We start from the raw sequence: 16,587 nt of genomic DNA, 5'->3' as shown, positions 1-16,587 counted from the left end.
GTCTGTTCATTCGGGATGCTTTCCCGGTTCTACCGTTTCACTAAGTATAACGTAATTTCATCGCGATTGTGGAACAATTGCTTCGCTTTCTTCAGCTCAAATGCGGTTTCCAGCTTCGAGATCACATCGCGGATCGTCTGCAGCGGTTTCTTATGCATCAGCTTAATCGTAATGATCGCTGTCGCGCCATCTGTCAGCGCTTCGGTTTTCTCCAGCACAAGCTTCGCCATCTGCATCGGACTCCAACTCATATCGCATACGAGCAAGTCAAACGTATTCGACGGGAAGTTAACATCGGACGCGTTCTTCTTCATCTTCGTAAGACGCGGATATGCCGACAGCGTCGGATGCAGTTCTGCTGGGTCGATCGCCGTCACGCGCAATCCGCGCTCAAGCAGCAGATGCGTCCATCCGCCGGGAGCCGCACCGATGTCGAGCGCTTCGCGGAAGGTTTCGAAGTAGACCTTGAACGCTCGCTCCGCTTCAAGCAGCTTGAACTTCGCCCGCGAGATCTGTCCTTCTTCCCGTTGGAAACGAACCGCACCGCCGGGCCAATCCGACAGCTGCTCCGATGGAGTCCCCCACCCCACGTATAGTTCTTCGGCAGCCGCAAAGATGGAGAAAATGTGATCGGGCGATTGCATCGTCGTCTCTCCGCCCAGCTCCATAATGACAGCATCCAGCACAGCCTTTGTATCGGCAGCGGAATAGATAAACGGCGTTCCTTCCAGCCGTCTCAGATGAATGGCCGTTGTCCCTTCTTCGCAGCGCATTCTCGCACTCCGTATCAGCTCCGAAAGCGCCTGCAAGTCGTCGGCATTGCCGTGGATCGGCAATGTGCGGTCAATCGGCTGAATATGTCTTAAGAAGATCGGTTCATTCGTCTGAATGAGATCCAGCATCTCTTCTTTGCTTAACGGAACCTCCATCTTGAATACTTCGCCTGCGATAAGCTGCGTAAATTTAATGCCGTTAATTTGCCTACGAAGCTCTTCCATTGCAAGCGACGCAAAACCATGATTAGCTGTTCCAATCCAATGACTCACTACTGTTTGCCTCCTGATAATGCTCGAATCCATGGCCGGTCATCGGCCCATTCTACGGCCACCGGCCAGTCGTACGCACGGCTTAGCCACTCCGGACTAAGCACTTCCTTCTTCGGACCCGCTGCTACGATGCGTCCGTCCTGTACCAACGCCACATGAGTAAATAGCGGTATGATTTCTTCCATATGATGCGTCACGTACACAACGGTTATATCGCGCTCGCTAAGTCGGTTAAGATCGATCAGCAGCTTCTCGCGCTCATATAAATCCAAGCCCGCACAAGGCTCGTCCATAATCAGCAGCTTCGGATTGGACATCAGCGCGCGTGCCAACATCACCTTTTTCCGTTCACCCTGCGAGAGCGTAGCCAGTGTTTGATCTGCCGTGTACAGCAAGCCCACTTCATCTAAGAGCCGCAGCGCTTTCTGGCGTACCTCTTCATCGATTGTCTGATAGAAACGCAGAAACGCGTACTCCCCTGTCGCAACGACTTCCCATACCGGATCGCGCAGTGTCAGTTTCTCAATAACCGATTGGCTGATATAACCGACTTGCTTACGAACCTCCCGCACATCGCATTCCCCGAAGCGATTGCCGAGTACATCCACGGTTCCCGAAGAAGGGAACTGGTAGCCGGTCATCATTTCCAGTAGCGTTGTTTTTCCGCAACCGTTTCGGCCCAGAATTACCCAGTGCTCGCCTTTATTGATTTGAAGATTAACGCCATCAAGAATTTGTCTTTCTTCGCGGCGAAACGTGATATCTTGCAATGTAATCATGTTCATGGTATTTCCCTCCCAGAAGTTCACATGAAGTAGATTTGCGCTACCTGCTCTCTGCAGGCATTGGACCGTTATGAATTTGAATGTCCAGCGGTGCATGCTGAGTTAATAAATGTACCATCTGCAGTCTGCCTGCAAGACTGGACGTATGAAAGTAACATCTTCGCGGATAACGTCCGCTCGTTACGATATATTCGGCAACGGCAAGCCCATTCGGCTGCCCCCAGCCAAGCTCGAAGTCGAGCGAGAGGATATTCACTTCCTCATGCTGCAGCAGAAGGATGCATTCAGCAGCCGTCTTTGCAAGAACGAAGCCCTGTGGGCAAGGCCGATAATCGTCTAAATACACGTTGATCATGCTTCGCTCTCCCCTCCTAACCGCCGGATCAGCTCCAGCTGATCCCGGTGTGTACCATCTTCCCCGGACGGGGTCTCCAGCACGAACGGAACTTGCTTCAGCAGCGGATGACGCAGCAGCCAGATCAAGCCGGCCTCGCCAATATAGCCTTCGCCGATTCTCGCATGGCGGTCTCTCTTCTCCCCGCTTGGATGGACGGAGTCATTCAGATGAATGGCAACCAGCTCTGAAATCACGCGAAGCTCCTGCGCTTTGTCCATCCATGCTGCGTCAGCGCTTCCATCCCACACGCCGCTGGCAAAGAGATGGCAAGTATCCAGGCAGAACCCGATTTTGTGCGGATCCGCGCATAAGCTGCGAATTTGAGCCAGCTCCTCCATCGTAGTCCCCATGAAAGTGTGATCACCGGCTTGATTCTCGATGAGCAGCTTAGCTTTGCCGTTCCACTGCGAAGTAATCGCGCTTAACGTCAGTACGGCATTACGGTAGCCCTCAAGAGGATCCGGTCCTTTATAGACGCCAAAATGAACCACAACCCCCAATGAACCGCAAGCTTCCGCAATAGCGAGATCATTAAGCAGCGATTCCACCGTTCTCGCGCGATGCTCTGCATCTTCTGAGGCAATATTCGTCGGATAAGGGGAATGGGCAATGGAAACAATCCCCCGCTCCTCGCAGAACGCTGCACACCGCTTCGCCTCACTGTAGTCGATCTCTTTGACAGAAAGACTTCGCGGATTTTTCGGAAAATATTGATAAGCGACAGCACCGTACGCTGCCGCTCGCTTTGCCGCTTCCCTGTAACCGCCCTTAGTGGAAACATGAAATCCGGTCCGCATCGTGTCTACCTGTCCTTCTGGCAAACCGGACAATAGAACATTTTGCGCGAGTTGATTTCTTCCTGCACAATCGTACCACCGCAGTTCAAACAAGGCTCTCCGCCGCGATCATACACGAGGCAATGATTATTGTAACCGCCGGTAACGGTATCCTCATTCGTAAGCGGCATCTCCATATATCCGCCATGCGCTAGTGCCGACTGCAGCACCTTATGCATAGCGTTGTAGATACGCTCCCACGATTCCGGCTCAATCGCAGACAGCTTCGCATCCGGGCGAATTCGCGCTTCGAACGCAATCTCATCTGCATAGCAGTTGCCAATGCCCGCGATAACGCGCTGCTCCACAAGTGCCGTCTTCAGGGAACCTCTGCGCCCCTTGAAGCGCTCCTTGAATTTCTCCAGCGTCAGCCACTTGTCGAACGGCTCCGGTCCAAGATCTGCTAAGCGAGCAATCGTTTCCTTAACCGTCAGCAGGTGGATGTATCCGAGGCGCAATCCGATAAAGCACAGCTCCCCTTGCGGAAACCCGATCGTAACCTGAACCGTGCGGTCCGTGCGCTGCTCGGGATCGATGCCGCGTGCTTCATACCGAATCATACCGCCCAGCATCAGATGCAGCAGCAGCCGTTTTCCGTTATCCAGATGCAGAATCAACATTTTGCCGCGACGCTCCACGAACCAAACGGTTCTCCCGACCAGCTCCTGCTCGAAGGTTTCCACCGGCACGTTGATCGATTTCTGACGCGTAACCTGCACATTCATAATGGGCTGACCGGAGATTCGCTCCGCCAGCAACTTGCGATAATGTTCCATTTCCGGCCATTCCGGCATCGTGCTTCTTCCTTCCTAACGGCTCTGCTGACCACTTGCCAGCTGATCGCCTATAAACTGCTGCAATGTATGTAAGTTATCGATAATGACCGTAGCCTCACAGCCGGCTGCCGCAAGCAGCTCCTTATAATTGTCGCCTGTTGCGAGCCCGGTTAAAACAAGGATCGACGGACAATCTGCCGCTTGCGCCGCTGCGATATCCGTAGCCGGATTATCGCCGATCATCCAAGTCTCGGATGCATGAAGCCCCAGACGTTGCAGCGCGAAATCCATTAAGATGGCCGACGGCTTGCCGATCACGATGGGTTCAACACCGGAAGCCGCTCTTAGCATGGCACCGATCGAACCCGCGCCCGGCACCAAGCCATGTTCTGCTGGTACCAGCAAATCCGGATTCGTCAAAATATAGCTTGCGCCGCCGCGGATAAACGTGACCGCTCTGGCTACTTTATCGTAAGTAAGCTGCTTATCAATGCCTTGCACGACGATATCCGGCTCTTCGTCTACCAGCAGTAAACCGGCATCCTGCAGGGCCGTTCGCAGCCCATGCTCTCCAATGACATGGACTCGCGCACCTGGTTGACGCTCGGCGATATAGGCCGCAGCACCTTGCGCGGAAGTACATACTTCTGATGGATTCGTCTGAATTCCCATAGCACTTAGCCGGTCAGCGAAAGCCTCGGGCGTTGCGGAAGAATTGTTCGTGACGAATAAGAATGGAATGTCTAACCGCCGCAGCGCAGCAATAAGAGCATCTGCTCCCGGAATCATAATGCCGCCATGGTACATCGTTCCGTCCAAATCGATGAGCAGACCGCGAAGCGTATTGACGCTCATGAATGTCCACTCCTTCTGCTTGCTTCTGTTATTTTGTTGATCTTTATACGTAAACGGTCAATCCGTTTGCGAAGCAAATCAAGCTCAGTGCGCCGATTTCCCTTCATTCGCGAGCCCGTTAGGCGTCGCTGAGCGATCGAGAATGCTGTTTCGGCCAGTTCCAGCGCTTCATCCAGCTGCTTCGTCTTGTGCTCGTAATACATCGCAAGCTCAATATGCGCCTCATAATCCGGCCAAGCCGCTTGTGCCGCTTCATCTACAGCCTTCTGCCACAATACCACAGCACGCTGCCAATTTCCACATTTCTTGTCTCGTTCCGCCAGTAAACACAAGCCTTTGAGCGTTGGACGAGGATGCTCGGCAGCCGCGGCATACAGCGGCTCGGCAAGGTCCGATTTTCCCATTTTCTCCAGCCACAGCCCTGTTCGCAGCAGTTCCTCCGCTTCCTCCGGCATCGGAACCGTTCCCGTTCCTATTCGGCCGCCGAGCAAGTGGCCAAACCGGATCGCAAGCGCAGCCAGTGAAAGCATATCGATTTCATTGTGCTGAAAGACGCCGAGCAGCGGCTCCGGCTTTCTGTCCGCTAAATATTGAAAATAGATCGCCGGCGCGAGAGAACCCGGCACATCATCAAGTCTTGTAATTCCAAGACGTTCTTCTTCCACGTGACTCAACCGGCAAGAGACAAGCGTGTTACGCCAAACAGACCGGGACGGGTGCAATAAATCAATATGGATGGGCTCCCACTTGAATGTACGAAAACCGTTCAGAATAAATCGATTGTATAAGACCGGCCAGTCGAAGGTGCGACCGTTATAGGTTACTAAGTGGGTGAAGCTGGGGAGCAAGTTGCATAAATAGCCGATCATCGCCCGTTCCTCTGCCGGATGACGAATTAGCATTTGCTCGACAATGAAAACATCATCCTGCAAATATGCCAGCCCTACCATGAAAGGGACATTCCCCGCTCCGACTCCGAGTCCGGTAGTTTCTAAGTCAAGAAACAGCAGATTCGTATAGCCAAGATCAGCGGAATCGGGTTTGCGAAAAGCATCAAGCTGGTTTTGAGCTTCGGAGAGCTCGATCAGCTCATGAATCCCGTGCTTATGCGACAGCGGATAACGGCTTTCCCGTACCAGAAATGCGCCTTCCGTCGACTGCACAATGCGCACGCCCAGCTCATCCCACTCCGAAGATAACGTGTCATCATCGACGGCTGCGTCCGAGACAGCACCGACAGTTGCAACAGGTGCCTGATCTTCACCATGGATGAGAGCTCCCTCTTCACCTTCAGCGATAACAGAGGACTCGGAGTGAGCAACCATACCAGCCAGTCGCTCCTCTTGAGCAACTTGCGCGTTCTTCAATCGCAGCAGTCGATCTCTTAGCCCGCTCATAACCCCTCCAATATGAACAGCGATTTTTTCTTCGCGTTCATGCCAATGATTTCGGTGCCGATACAAGAAGGACAGCCCGCTTCGCAAGGGCATTTCTGAATGAGATTCTTCGCTGCTGCTTTTATGTCATCGAATCGCTTGTAGACATCTTCCGCCAGCCCAATACCGCCTGGATAATGGTCATAGATGAAAATCGTCGGAAGCTGCGAATGTTCGGCCCTAATCTGCGAAATGACATGGATATCGCTTCGGTCGCACATGACGTGGACAGGTACGATATGCCGGATAACATTCGCTATGCCCATTAGCAGCTGCTCCAGCGTTTTGGTTTCAATCGTAGGGTCAACCTCGTTGATCTCGACCCAAGTCGCGCTCGTATGCAGCTCTTCCTCCGGCAGCTTTATGGGGCCATATCCGATATTCTCGAAACTCGATAAACGGATTTTTTTGTACATGGTAGCCATAACATTAACGGCCGCGTCGCCGTAATGAATGGAAGTCATCGGTCTTTTCTTCGATAAATCTATGGATAATACCTTAAGTTTAACCGCCAGATTGGCATCCGTATAATACTCTACATCCACTTCCCGTACATAGGCCTTCTTATGCTCCCAATCCAGCTTCTCGACTTGGAATTGCACGCCTTCATGTAAATAAATCGCTTCATCATGCAAGAGGGTCATGGCGCTGAATCGATCCATCTCGCCAATGATTTTTACATTTCCTCTTTCGGATTGGTCGATGATGACTACATTCTCTTGTGCCGCGGAGCGCAGGCTTACTTCATGGGCAGGGAAAGACTGATTGGCCCAGTAGAATGCCCCTCCGGCTTGCGTAAGCACTCTTTCCTCGACCAGATACTCCAAAATATCGGTAATCTCTAATGGGCCGAACTCCTCTCCCAATTTGAGCGGAAGCTCGTATGCCGCACATCGCAAATGGTCGACCAAAATCAATAGATTCTCCGGGTTGATTCGTGCCGATTCCGGGGATCGTTCGAAGAAATAATCCGGATTCTGCACGATATACTGGTCGATCGGCGTATTGCTGGCAACCATCACTACCAAAGCCTCGCCATGGCGCCTACCCGCCCGTCCTGCCTGCTGCCAAGTGCTGGCGACGCTGCCGGGATACCCCGACATAATGCAGACCTGCAGCTGCCCGATATCTACGCCAAGCTCAAGCGCATTCGTGCTCACGACGCCTACGATTTCGCCATTCCTTAGTCCACGTTCGATTTCGCGACGCTGGTTGGGTAAGTAGCCGCCCCGATACCCCCGTATGGACTTTCCGCCAAGTTCATTTTTCACTAATTCCTGAAGATGACTTAGAATGAGTTCTACTCTGACTCGGCTGCGGGCGAATACGATCGTCTGCACCTTATTGGCCAGAAATTGTTTCGCTAATTGGTTTACCTCTACCGTTGCGCTTTTCCGAAGATTTAACGGCTTATTAGTGATGGGAGGATTATAAAACACGAAATGTTTTCTTCCCCTCGGCGCCCCGTTATCGTCTACCAAACGCATGGGTTTACCTGTAAGCTGTTCGGCCAGCTCCCTTGGGTTTGCGATTGTAGCCGACGTGCAGATAAATATCGGATCACTGCCATAAAACTTGCAGATCCGCTGCAGTCTGCGAATGACATTCGATACATGGCTGCCGAAGACGCCTCGATATGTATGCAGTTCGTCGATGACGATATATTTGAGATTGCTAAATAAGCTGATCCATTTCGTATGATGCGGAAGAATGGCGGAATGAAGCATATCCGGATTCGTAATGACGATATGGCCAACATTCTTTACGATTTGGCGAATTTCCGGGGATGTGTCACCGTCATAGGTAAAACTCTTGATGTCGATGCCCATTTCGGCGATAATTTCGTTCAGCTCGCTCTTCTGATCCTGCGCCAGTGCTTTGGTAGGGAACAGATATAACGCCCGAGCAGCATCGTCTTCCGCAATAGATTGGAGTACGGGGAGGTTATAGCAAAGCGTTTTTCCCGATGCGGTCGGGGTGACAGCGACCATATTCTCGCCTTTGCGAATGGTTTCGTAGGCGGTGTACTGATGGCTGTATAGCTGTTCTATTCCTCTTCTGGCTAATGCCTCTTTAATTCTTGCATCGACACTTTCGGGCATGGGTCTTGTTCTTGCTTCTATAGGCTCAACTTCGTGCCAGTTGATGACATTCTCGTTTGCTCGTAATTCCTGTATGAGATCGGAAAGATTTTTCTTGCGCAACATATTGATAACCCCCGTGATAGAACGATTGTTCCCCTCATTATAACCGCTTGCGTTAAAATAAAAAAAGCCCTATTTTTAACAAACGTCAGAAGCCGTCTTCTCGCAGCATGCGATCGGACGGCTTCGGGGTAAACTCCGCTTGTCACCATATAAGGCGCTTCCTAGGTTGAACGCTTCACTTGAAATTCCGCATAATCAAACGCGGCATCCGTATGAGGGAAAATGGTCCGAGCATCCGTCACCAGCTCCGCCACTGCTTCATCGTCGAATCGCGAGCTGAAATGGGTCACTACGAGCCGCTTGACCCCTGCTGCAGCCGCAATCTCTGCGGCTTGGCGAATCGTGGAATGGCCGTAAGCAGCCGCTTTCTCCTCCATGCCGCCTGCGAATGTCGCTTCGTGCACCAGCAAGTCGGCATCTTTCGCCAGTATAATGGCATTCCGGCAAGGCGTAGTATCACCGAGAATAGTGACAATGCGTCCCGGCAGCTGCGGACCGACTACATCGGATGAAGTAATCGTGCGGCCATCCTCAAGCGTGATTGATTCGCCGCGTTTTAGCATGCCGTACAACGGACCCGGCCGGACACCCAGCTCAGCAAGCCTCCCCAGATTCAGCTGACCTTGCTGTGGACGCTCGGTGATGCGATAACCAAAGCATGGCAATCGATGGTCCAGCTCGGCTGCTTCCACGACGAAGCGATCATCCGCAGCCACCTCTCCTGCAGTAACCTCGATCACTTCCAGCTCATAACCCAGATGAACTCCGCTATGTTGGAAGATCACATTCAAATATTCCTTCAGCCCGGCTGGACCAAAGATTTGAAGCGGACCTGCCCCCTCGAAATACGTCCGGCTGCTCAGCAAACCCGGCAATCCGTAGAGATGATCACCATGCAAATGAGTAATAAAGATTCGTTCCAATTTATTTAACTTCAATCCGCCGTGCAGCAGCCGATGCTGCGTGCCTTCGCCGGTATCGAACAGCCAGAAACCGCAGTGCGGTTCAGGAAGACAGAAGGCAATGGAAGTCACATTGCGTGTTTTCGTTGGTCTTCCTGCGCTGGTTCCGAGAAACGTGAGCTGCATGCAAGCTCCCTCCAATCTCCATCCATATGCTATCTATAACAATACCCTCCATAGCTGCGGCTTAACACCGCAAGTTTGGAGGGTACCTATGCTATCCGTTACGCTTTCTCTACGTTGAAATACTGCGCTTCCGGATGGGCGAATACCATCGCGGATACCGATGCTTCCGGCTCCATCATGAAACCTTCCGTTAATTGCACGCCGATATCCTCCGGTTTCATCAGCTCAAACAGCGGCTGTTGATCTTCCAGGTTTGGACAAGCCGGGTAACCAAAGGAGACGCGAATACCTTGATAACGAGCACCATGGCGCTGTTTCATCGTCATCTCCGGATGATCCGGGAAACCCCAAGTATCGCGCATCAGATGATGAACGCGTTCTGCCATGGCTTCCGCTACCTCAAGTGCAACGGATTGCAGCGCATGGGAGCGCAAGTAGTCGCCGTTATCTTTCAGCTCGGTCGCTTTCTCCCTTACGCCTTCTCCTGCCGTTACAACGAGGAAGCCGACGTAATCCATCACGCCGCTCTCCACCGATTTCAAGAAATCCGCCAAGCAGAGATAAGGCTCAACTTGCTGACGAGGGAACGTGAACCGCTTGATCTCAACACCGGGCTGACTCGGGTCATAGATAATAATATCGTTGCCCGATGATTGTGCCGGGAAGAAACGATACATCCCGTTAGCTTTCAGCAAGCCTTTGGCGCCTTCGGCAAGAAGTCCGTCAACCGTCTCTTTCAAACTAACTGCTTTCTCATTGCCTTCAGCAAGCAGTGTGTCCACGTTGCCTTTCAAACCAAGATGATGGCCAAGCAGCATCTGCATGTTTATATAAGGCCCGATATGCGGAATCGGTACGTTGCGAAGCACATGTCGTTCCGTATCCGGGGGGATGTACACGGGAGCATCCTTGGAAACATTCGATTTCACCGCACGCGTCAGCTCAGGAAGCGGCTTCTTCTCCGTTTCTTCCAAGTAGCCGGATGCCTTGAGCGCAGCCATCTCTTCTTCATAGACGAGGCGGTGTTCCTTGTCCATCAGCTTGTTGGCAATGTCCAGACCATCCATCGCATCCTTCGCGTACAGCACCAACCCGTCATACTCAGGTCCGATCCGATGCTTCGTAAATTTACGGGTAAGCGCCGCGCCTCCGACCAGAATCGGAGCGTCAATGCCTGCACTGCGCAAATCCTGCGCGGTCAGTACCATCTGCTGGGCCGATTTCACGAGCAGACCTGAAAGTCCAATCGCGTCAACCGGTTCCTTGCGGAAAGACTCAATAATCTGTTCGGGCGGAACTTTGATGCCCAGGTTTATGATTTTGTAGCCATTGTTGGATAAGATGATTTCGACCAGGTTTTTACCGATATCATGGACATCGCCTTTAACCGTGGCCAGCATGATTTTACCTTTAACGGCCGTTTCATTCTTTTCCATGAACGGTTCGAGATACGTAACGGAAGCTTTCATCACTTCGGCGCTCTGCAGCACCTCTGCCACGATCAGCTCATTTCCGTTAAACAGGCGGCCGACTTCCTCCATCCCTCTCATCAGCGGTCCGTTGATGATTTCAAGCGGCGCGTACTTCTTCATCGCCTCATCAAGATCCGGATAGAGTCCTTCCTTCGTACCTTCGACAACATAAGAAGCAAGGCGTTCTTCAAGGGTCAACGTGGAAATTTTCTCTTTCTTCACAACTTTCTTCTCACGGAATGCTGCAACGAAAGCGGCCAACGTCTCATCGTTCGTATTGTAGATCAACTCTTCGGCAAGGCGGCGCTCCTCTTCCGGAATGGAAGCATACCGCTCCAGTTTCTCCGTATTCACGATTGCATAATCAAGACCGGCTTTCGTCGTGTGATACAGGTAAACGGAGTTAAGCACTTCACGGCCCGCATCCGGCAAGCCGAACGAGATATTACTCAGTCCGAGTATCGTCTTAGCCTTCGGATACTTCGCTTTAATCATCTTAATGCCTTCAATGGTCTCAACCGCAGAACCGATATACTGCGGATCACCGGATCCAACCGGGAACATGTTCGGGTCAAATATAATATCTTCCGGGTTCATGCCATATTTGCCGGTTAGCAGCTCATACGACCGTGTAGCCACTTCCATCTTCGCTTCACGCGATACGGCTTGTCCACGCTCATCGATAAGAATACAAACAACGGCCGCACCGTAGCGATGAATGAGCGGCAAAATTTTCTCGAATTTGGACTCGCCATCCTCCAAGTTAATGGAGTTGATAATGGCTTTACCTTGGGAATACTTCAAGCCGAGCTCAATAATATGATCGTACGTGGAATCGAGCATGAGCGGCACTTTAATCTTCTTCACAACTTCAGGAAGGAAATTATGAACGGCATGCGCCTCATCAATGTCGGTATCCTGCAGGTTAATATCAATAATGTGAGCGCCGCCCTTTACTTGTGCACGGGCAATTTCGGACGCTTCATCAAACTTCTCTTCTTTAATGAGTCGTTTGAATTTCCGAGATCCGGAAATGTTCGTACGCTCGCCGATCATGATTGGACGGTTATCTTCTTCAATATAAACCGTCTCGATACCGGAAACCGCCGGCGGATGTTCTCCTTGCTTCGAACGCGGCGCGTAATTCGCCAGTGTTTCCGCCATGGCACGGATATGATCCGGCGTTGTGCCGCAGCATCCGCCTGCGATATTAATCCAGCCCTGTTCGGCAAAATCGGCGATTTTCCTAGCCAGCGATTCCGGCGATTCATGATAGTTCCCATTCTCATCCGGCAAGCCGGCATTCGGGTAGCAGCTGACAGCTGCATGCGAAATCGCCGATAGAGAACGGATGTGGTCACGCATAAATTCCGGACCCGTCGCGCAGTTAAGCCCAATCGAGATCGGGTTCATATGCTCAAGCGAGATATAGAAGGATTCAATATTTTGTCCGGCTAATGTTGTGCCCATCGGCTCGATAGTACCGGAAATCATGAGCGGAAGCGTCTTGCCCGTTTCTTCGTAAGCTTTATGAATACCGATTGTGCCGGCTTTTACGTTAAGCGTATCTTGCGAGGTTTCCAGCAGCATGGCGTCAACGCCGCCTTCAATGAGCGCGATGGCTTGCTCGTAATAGCTCTCCACGAGCTGATCAAACGTAACTCCGCCTGTTACGGACAGCGTCTTCGTAGTTGGCCCCAGCGCTCCGGCTACGTAACGCGGCTTGTCCGGCGTGGAGTATTTGTCTGCAGCTGCACGGGCAAGGGATGCCGCGGCAAGATTGATCTCTCTTGCCTTCTCCGGAATATCATATTCAGCAAGAACGACGCTTGTCGCGCCGAACGTATTGGTTTCGAGAATGTCTGCACCTGCAGCCAAGTAAGCTTCATGGATTCCTTGAATCACATCGGGACGTGTCAGAACGAGCATTTCATTACAGCCGTCCAGTTCTTCGCCGCCAAAATCCTCCGGCCCCAGATCCGCCTGTTGAATCATCGTTCCCATTGCCCCGTCGAGAATGAGAATTCGTTTCGCGAGCATATCCTGCATTGTCGGTTTCGTCAAAAGATGCACTTCCCTTCCGAAAATCCAACTCACTGCCTTTATTTGAGCTTAGGCGTGGTCGATTCAGCAAAAATCATTTCCCTATACTCTACCAGAATTCACCGCGCGTGCAAAGAACCTTTTCAGGCCAATCGTTTTGTTCTATAATTATTCTGATCGGAATTACGATTTTTGTGAAAAGAGGGATTATTCGATGGCTGAAATTCGAATTCGCAGCACGGATGAGCGCATCTCCGGCGAAGAGAACGTCCGCGCCTTTCTAGAGAAGCAAGAAGTACTTTATGAGCACTGGGATGCAAGCAAGCTGCCGACTGAACTTCATAACAAATTTGTCTTGAATGATGAAGAGAAGCAAACCATTCTCAGCACATACGACGATGAAATCCGTGACCTTGCAGCACGTCGCGGCTACAAAATCTGGGATGTCATCTCTTTGTCCGATGCAACTCCGAACATCGAGGAACTGCTGAAGAAGTTTGAGCAAATCCACATTCATACCGAAGATGAAATTCGCGGCATCGTGTCCGGTCGCGGTATCTTCATCATTAAAGGCGACGAGGAAACCGGGTATTTCGATGTTGAGCTTGAAGCCGGCGATGTCATCTCCGTACCGGAGAACAAAGCACATTTCTTCACGCTGATGGACAACCGCGAAATTATCGCTGTTCGCCTCTTCATCGAGAAAGACGGCTGGGTCGCTCACAATATCGAGGATCCTGCTTTCGCCTAATACCTGGAGTCAAATAAGAAGACCCGTCCTCGGACGGGTCTTCTTATTTGGGTTTCTACGCATGCCGCACTTCTCCGTGATTAGAGAAGCAAAGGCAGCAATTCTTCCAGATGCTTAATTTCATGGGAAGGAATAATTTCATCGGAACGCGTCATGCCGTGGCGATTAATCCAAACGGAAGTCATGCCAATCGTATTGGCGCCCAGAATATCCGTTGTCAGCTTGTCCCCTACCATAATGCCATGCTCCGGTTCAACGCCGAGACGCTCTAATGCATGATGGAAGATGGCAGAAGCCGGTTTGCCTTGGCCGAATTCACCGGAAATAATAATATGATCAAAATAAGGCACGATCGCCGGAACGCCGGCCAGCTTCTCACGCTGAAGGTCAGGCGATCCGTTCGTCAGCAGCAGAAGCTTGTACTTTCCTTTCAGCTGATCCAAGATCGCGAACGTCTCTTCGTATACATAAGGACGGCTGCGGCGTTCAGCCGGGAACTGCTCGGCAAGCTGAGCTCCGAGCGTCGCATTGTCCACGCCGAGCGCCTTCAGGCCGCGTGTCCAAGCTTCACGGCGATAGGCCGGCGCGAGCTGCTGGAGCTGGCGGAACTCTTCTTGTTCCCCCTCAAGAAAATTCGCCCACAGCCCCTCAAACGGATTAATGCCGATCATTTTTGTGAATGGGAACGTTTCGTAGGACTCATAGAGTGCGCGAGCTTCGCGGCGAACGGCCTCCTCCAAGCTTTTCGCATCTACTCCGGTTTCTGCTGCAGCGGTTTGACAAGTCGCATCAAATGCTTCCTGCACGCTTCGGTCATCCCATAATAAAGTATCGTCAAGGTCAAATAAGACTGCTTGTTTAGCCATAATCGTGTCTGCACTCCACTTCCGAATTATTTTTCAGTGAACGAAATACCATGCTGTGCGGAGAACGTCCGCAAGCGCTCAGCCATTTGATCCGTTGGGAAACGGTTCATCACGCGCGAGAACACCCAGTTGCCGCCTTTATGCTGCTCAACAACGATGTAGCCTTTCTGCGAGGAGATGGACTTAATATTGTTTACATAGATCGAACGATCGCCTGTGAACCGACGGGAGCGAATAAAGTCGCTGCCTACCGAAAGATACGGACGGCGCAGCGTGAATAACAGAGCCAGAATTACATAACAAGCTACCGTTAGCCAGAACATGTTGCCCGTCTGCTTATATGTATCCGCAGAAACAGTAACGATGACATAGAACAGGATGAACAGCAGCAGGAAGGCCGGCATTAAATAGCTTCTTCCTTTAAAGGTGTCGAGCTTCACTCCGCCTGATTTGGCAGACATAAGCGGCGCCTGGCCATGTTTCTTACGTTGTTTGTTAATTTGAGATTGGTTCTTCTGTACTTTACGTTCCCACGATCTTGACAAAGGTGTTCCTCCTTCATAATCTTCAACGCGCTGTGATTCTTCTTGCTAGTAGTTAAAACGGTCGAGCGAATTTCGCTATGAAACGATTCGGATATTCACTGGGCAACGCACTAACTTCATCCAGCTTGTTCCATACCGAATCCGGCATCGTCCAACCGATCGCACCCATATTGTCTTCAAACTGCTCCAATGTGCTTGCTCCGAAGATCGGAGACGTAATGCCTTTGCGTTGGAGCAACCAAGACAACGCCACTTGAGCAGGCGTGCGCTCCAGTTCTTTCGCTGCGCTCAGCACCGCTTCAAGCACTGCAAAGTTACTATCATTGGCACGAACTGCCCAAGAGCTCTCGCCTTGCTTGGACGTTAATCTTCCGCTTACAGGCTCCTCTTGTGTATACCTGCCTGTCAGAAAACCTCCGCCTAATGGTGCCCAAGGAATAATGCTTACATTCTCTTCCAAACATAAAGATAGCATTTCGCGGTCCATCTCACGGCTAACCAGACTGTATTGCGGTTGAATCGAGATAAATCGGACATAACGATTCCAATCGCTGGTAGACAATGACTTCATGAGCTGCCAGGCGAAGAAATTGGAACAGCCAATATAACGAACTTTACCCGAGGTAACCAAGTCATCGAGTGCGCGAAGCGTCTCTTCGATCGGTGTAGCGTGATCCCATACATGCACTTGGTAGAGGTCGATATAGTCGGTATCCAGTCTCTTCAAGCTTGCTTCGACGGCATCCATAATATGCTTTCTGGAAACGCCTACGCCGTTAGGATGGTTGGCGGTTGCGAATCTCACTTTCGTTGCGAGAACGACTTCCGAACGTCGATCTTTTATCGCTTTGCCTACGATCTCTTCAGAACGGCCGGATACATACACGTTCGCTGTATCGAGGAAATTGCCGCCTTTCTCGAAGAAACGATTCATCATCTCTATGGAATCCGTCTCGCTTGTCGTGTTACCGAATGTCATTGTACCTAAACAAAGCTCCGATACGGCCAAACCGCTTCGGCCTAATAAACGATATTGCATGCTACATGTCCTCCTTCAAATGAGACGGCTGCTAATGCTTGATCGTATCTTCCCCGTTCTCCTCATCTTCCACATATTTGATGGTATCGAGTTGATTACGGAAGTTTTTCTTGAAATTCTCAAGATATAGACGGCGAAGCTCGTCGCGTTCGACCAGTTCCTCCGGTGACAACCCTACGGTTTTGTTCTTTCTGGATAGTTCATTAATACGGGCGATGATCTTTTCCATTTCCATTGTGCTCCCTCCCTGTTTCGGCCAACATGTCATTCTTTACTTTGACATTTTTAATTGCCCATTGTCAAGGCGAAATGGCCCTCTCCGAAGCTTGAATCCTGTTGTTTGTTCGTGCTCGATTTAGGTCTGATTCACCTTATTAATACGTTATGCCGCCAGAAATGAAAAAAGCCTGAGCAATGGAGACTCAGACTTCTGAATGTAGATCCT

General features: G+C 51.1%; 15 protein-coding genes. 1 reads left to right on the top strand and 14 read right to left on the bottom strand.

The annotated features are described in order from the left end of the window. Positions 1 to 29 precede the first annotated feature (29 nt). The 10 genes from BM412_RS07310 to metH all read right to left on the bottom strand — a co-directional run bounded on the left by BM412_RS07310 (position 30) and on the right by metH (position 12,962). The gene (locus BM412_RS07310; RefSeq protein WP_177245695.1) at positions 30 to 1,046 is read right to left on the bottom strand and encodes an SAM-dependent methyltransferase; all 1,017 of its coding nucleotides are present in this window, start codon (positions 1,044 to 1,046) and stop codon (positions 30 to 32) included. Then, positions 1,046 to 1,825, bottom strand: a complete 780-nt coding sequence (locus BM412_RS07305) for an ABC transporter ATP-binding protein (RefSeq protein ID WP_091220265.1) — start codon at positions 1,823 to 1,825, stop codon at positions 1,046 to 1,048. The genes BM412_RS07310 and BM412_RS07305 overlap by 1 nt, the downstream gene beginning before the upstream one ends. A 46-nt stretch (positions 1,826 to 1,871) precedes the next feature. Next, positions 1,872 to 2,186, bottom strand: a complete 315-nt coding sequence (locus BM412_RS07300) for a cyclic-phosphate processing receiver domain-containing protein (protein ID WP_091215729.1) — start codon at positions 2,184 to 2,186, stop codon at positions 1,872 to 1,874. Continuing rightward, positions 2,183 to 3,058 (bottom strand): deoxyribonuclease IV, encoded by an 876-nt coding sequence (locus BM412_RS07295; RefSeq protein ID WP_371264728.1) that lies wholly within the window; start codon positions 3,056 to 3,058, stop codon positions 2,183 to 2,185. The genes BM412_RS07300 and BM412_RS07295 overlap by 4 nt, the downstream gene beginning before the upstream one ends. Further along, positions 3,031 to 3,858, bottom strand: coding sequence for an Fpg/Nei family DNA glycosylase (locus BM412_RS07290; protein WP_091215723.1), 828 nt, complete (start codon positions 3,856 to 3,858; stop codon positions 3,031 to 3,033). The genes BM412_RS07295 and BM412_RS07290 overlap by 28 nt, the downstream gene beginning before the upstream one ends. A 15-nt stretch (positions 3,859 to 3,873) precedes the next feature. Then, positions 3,874 to 4,695, bottom strand: a complete 822-nt coding sequence (locus BM412_RS07285) for a TIGR01457 family HAD-type hydrolase (RefSeq protein ID WP_091215721.1) — start codon at positions 4,693 to 4,695, stop codon at positions 3,874 to 3,876. Continuing rightward, a complete protein-coding gene (locus tag BM412_RS07280) occupies positions 4,692 to 6,092 on the bottom strand; it encodes a ribonuclease H-like domain-containing protein (protein ID WP_091215718.1) in 1,401 nt (466 codons plus the stop codon). Before BM412_RS07280 ends, BM412_RS07285 begins: the two co-directional genes overlap by 4 nt. Beyond that, positions 6,089 to 8,335, bottom strand: coding sequence for a DEAD/DEAH box helicase (locus tag BM412_RS07275; protein WP_091220263.1), 2,247 nt, complete (start codon positions 8,333 to 8,335; stop codon positions 6,089 to 6,091). Before BM412_RS07275 ends, BM412_RS07280 begins: the two co-directional genes overlap by 4 nt. A gap of 164 nt (positions 8,336 to 8,499) precedes the next feature. Beyond that, entirely contained in the window at positions 8,500 to 9,426 is a 927-nt protein-coding gene (gene rnz / locus BM412_RS07270) for a ribonuclease Z (RefSeq protein ID WP_091215716.1), read from the bottom strand. 98 nt (positions 9,427 to 9,524) lie between these two features. Further along, on the bottom strand, positions 9,525 to 12,962 hold the full coding sequence (gene metH, locus BM412_RS07265) for a methionine synthase (RefSeq protein ID WP_091215713.1): 3,438 nt from the start codon (positions 12,960 to 12,962) through the stop codon (positions 9,525 to 9,527). A 193-nt stretch (positions 12,963 to 13,155) separates the two neighbouring features. On the opposite strand from metH, the gene BM412_RS07260 reads away from it, so the two are divergent. Next, positions 13,156 to 13,692, top strand: coding sequence for a 1,2-dihydroxy-3-keto-5-methylthiopentene dioxygenase (locus BM412_RS07260; protein ID WP_091215710.1), 537 nt, complete (start codon positions 13,156 to 13,158; stop codon positions 13,690 to 13,692). Positions 13,693 to 13,772: 80 nt separating this feature from the next. Here BM412_RS07260 and BM412_RS07255 read toward each other — a convergent pair whose 3' ends face one another. Genes BM412_RS07255 through BM412_RS07240 form a run of 4 tightly spaced genes read right to left on the bottom strand, consistent with a single transcriptional unit; the run spans position 13,773 to position 16,377 of the window. After that, positions 13,773 to 14,558 carry an HAD family hydrolase gene (locus BM412_RS07255; RefSeq protein ID WP_091215707.1) on the bottom strand — a complete coding sequence of 262 codons (786 nt, stop codon included), beginning with the start codon at positions 14,556 to 14,558 and terminating at the stop codon, positions 13,773 to 13,775. Positions 14,559 to 14,584: 26 nt separating this feature from the next. Further along, the gene (locus BM412_RS07250) at positions 14,585 to 15,103 is read right to left on the bottom strand and encodes a hypothetical protein (protein WP_091215705.1); all 519 of its coding nucleotides are present in this window, start codon (positions 15,101 to 15,103) and stop codon (positions 14,585 to 14,587) included. Positions 15,104 to 15,155: 52 nt separating this feature from the next. Continuing rightward, positions 15,156 to 16,142: an aldo/keto reductase gene (locus tag BM412_RS07245; protein WP_091215704.1), complete on the bottom strand. Its 987-nt coding sequence runs from the start codon at positions 16,140 to 16,142 to the stop codon at positions 15,156 to 15,158. Between the two features lie 31 nt (positions 16,143 to 16,173). Continuing rightward, positions 16,174 to 16,377 (bottom strand): DUF896 domain-containing protein, encoded by a 204-nt coding sequence (locus tag BM412_RS07240; RefSeq protein ID WP_091215702.1) that lies wholly within the window; start codon positions 16,375 to 16,377, stop codon positions 16,174 to 16,176. Positions 16,378 to 16,587: the final 210 nt, after the last annotated feature.

The sequence above is a fragment of the Paenibacillus sp. BC26 genome (assembly GCF_900116125.1).
GTDB lineage: Bacteria > Bacillota > Bacilli > Paenibacillales > Paenibacillaceae > Paenibacillus_Z > Paenibacillus_Z lignilyticus.
The sequence above is the reverse complement of the archived record's forward strand: the minus strand, read 5'-3'. Positions and strand labels throughout refer to the sequence as shown.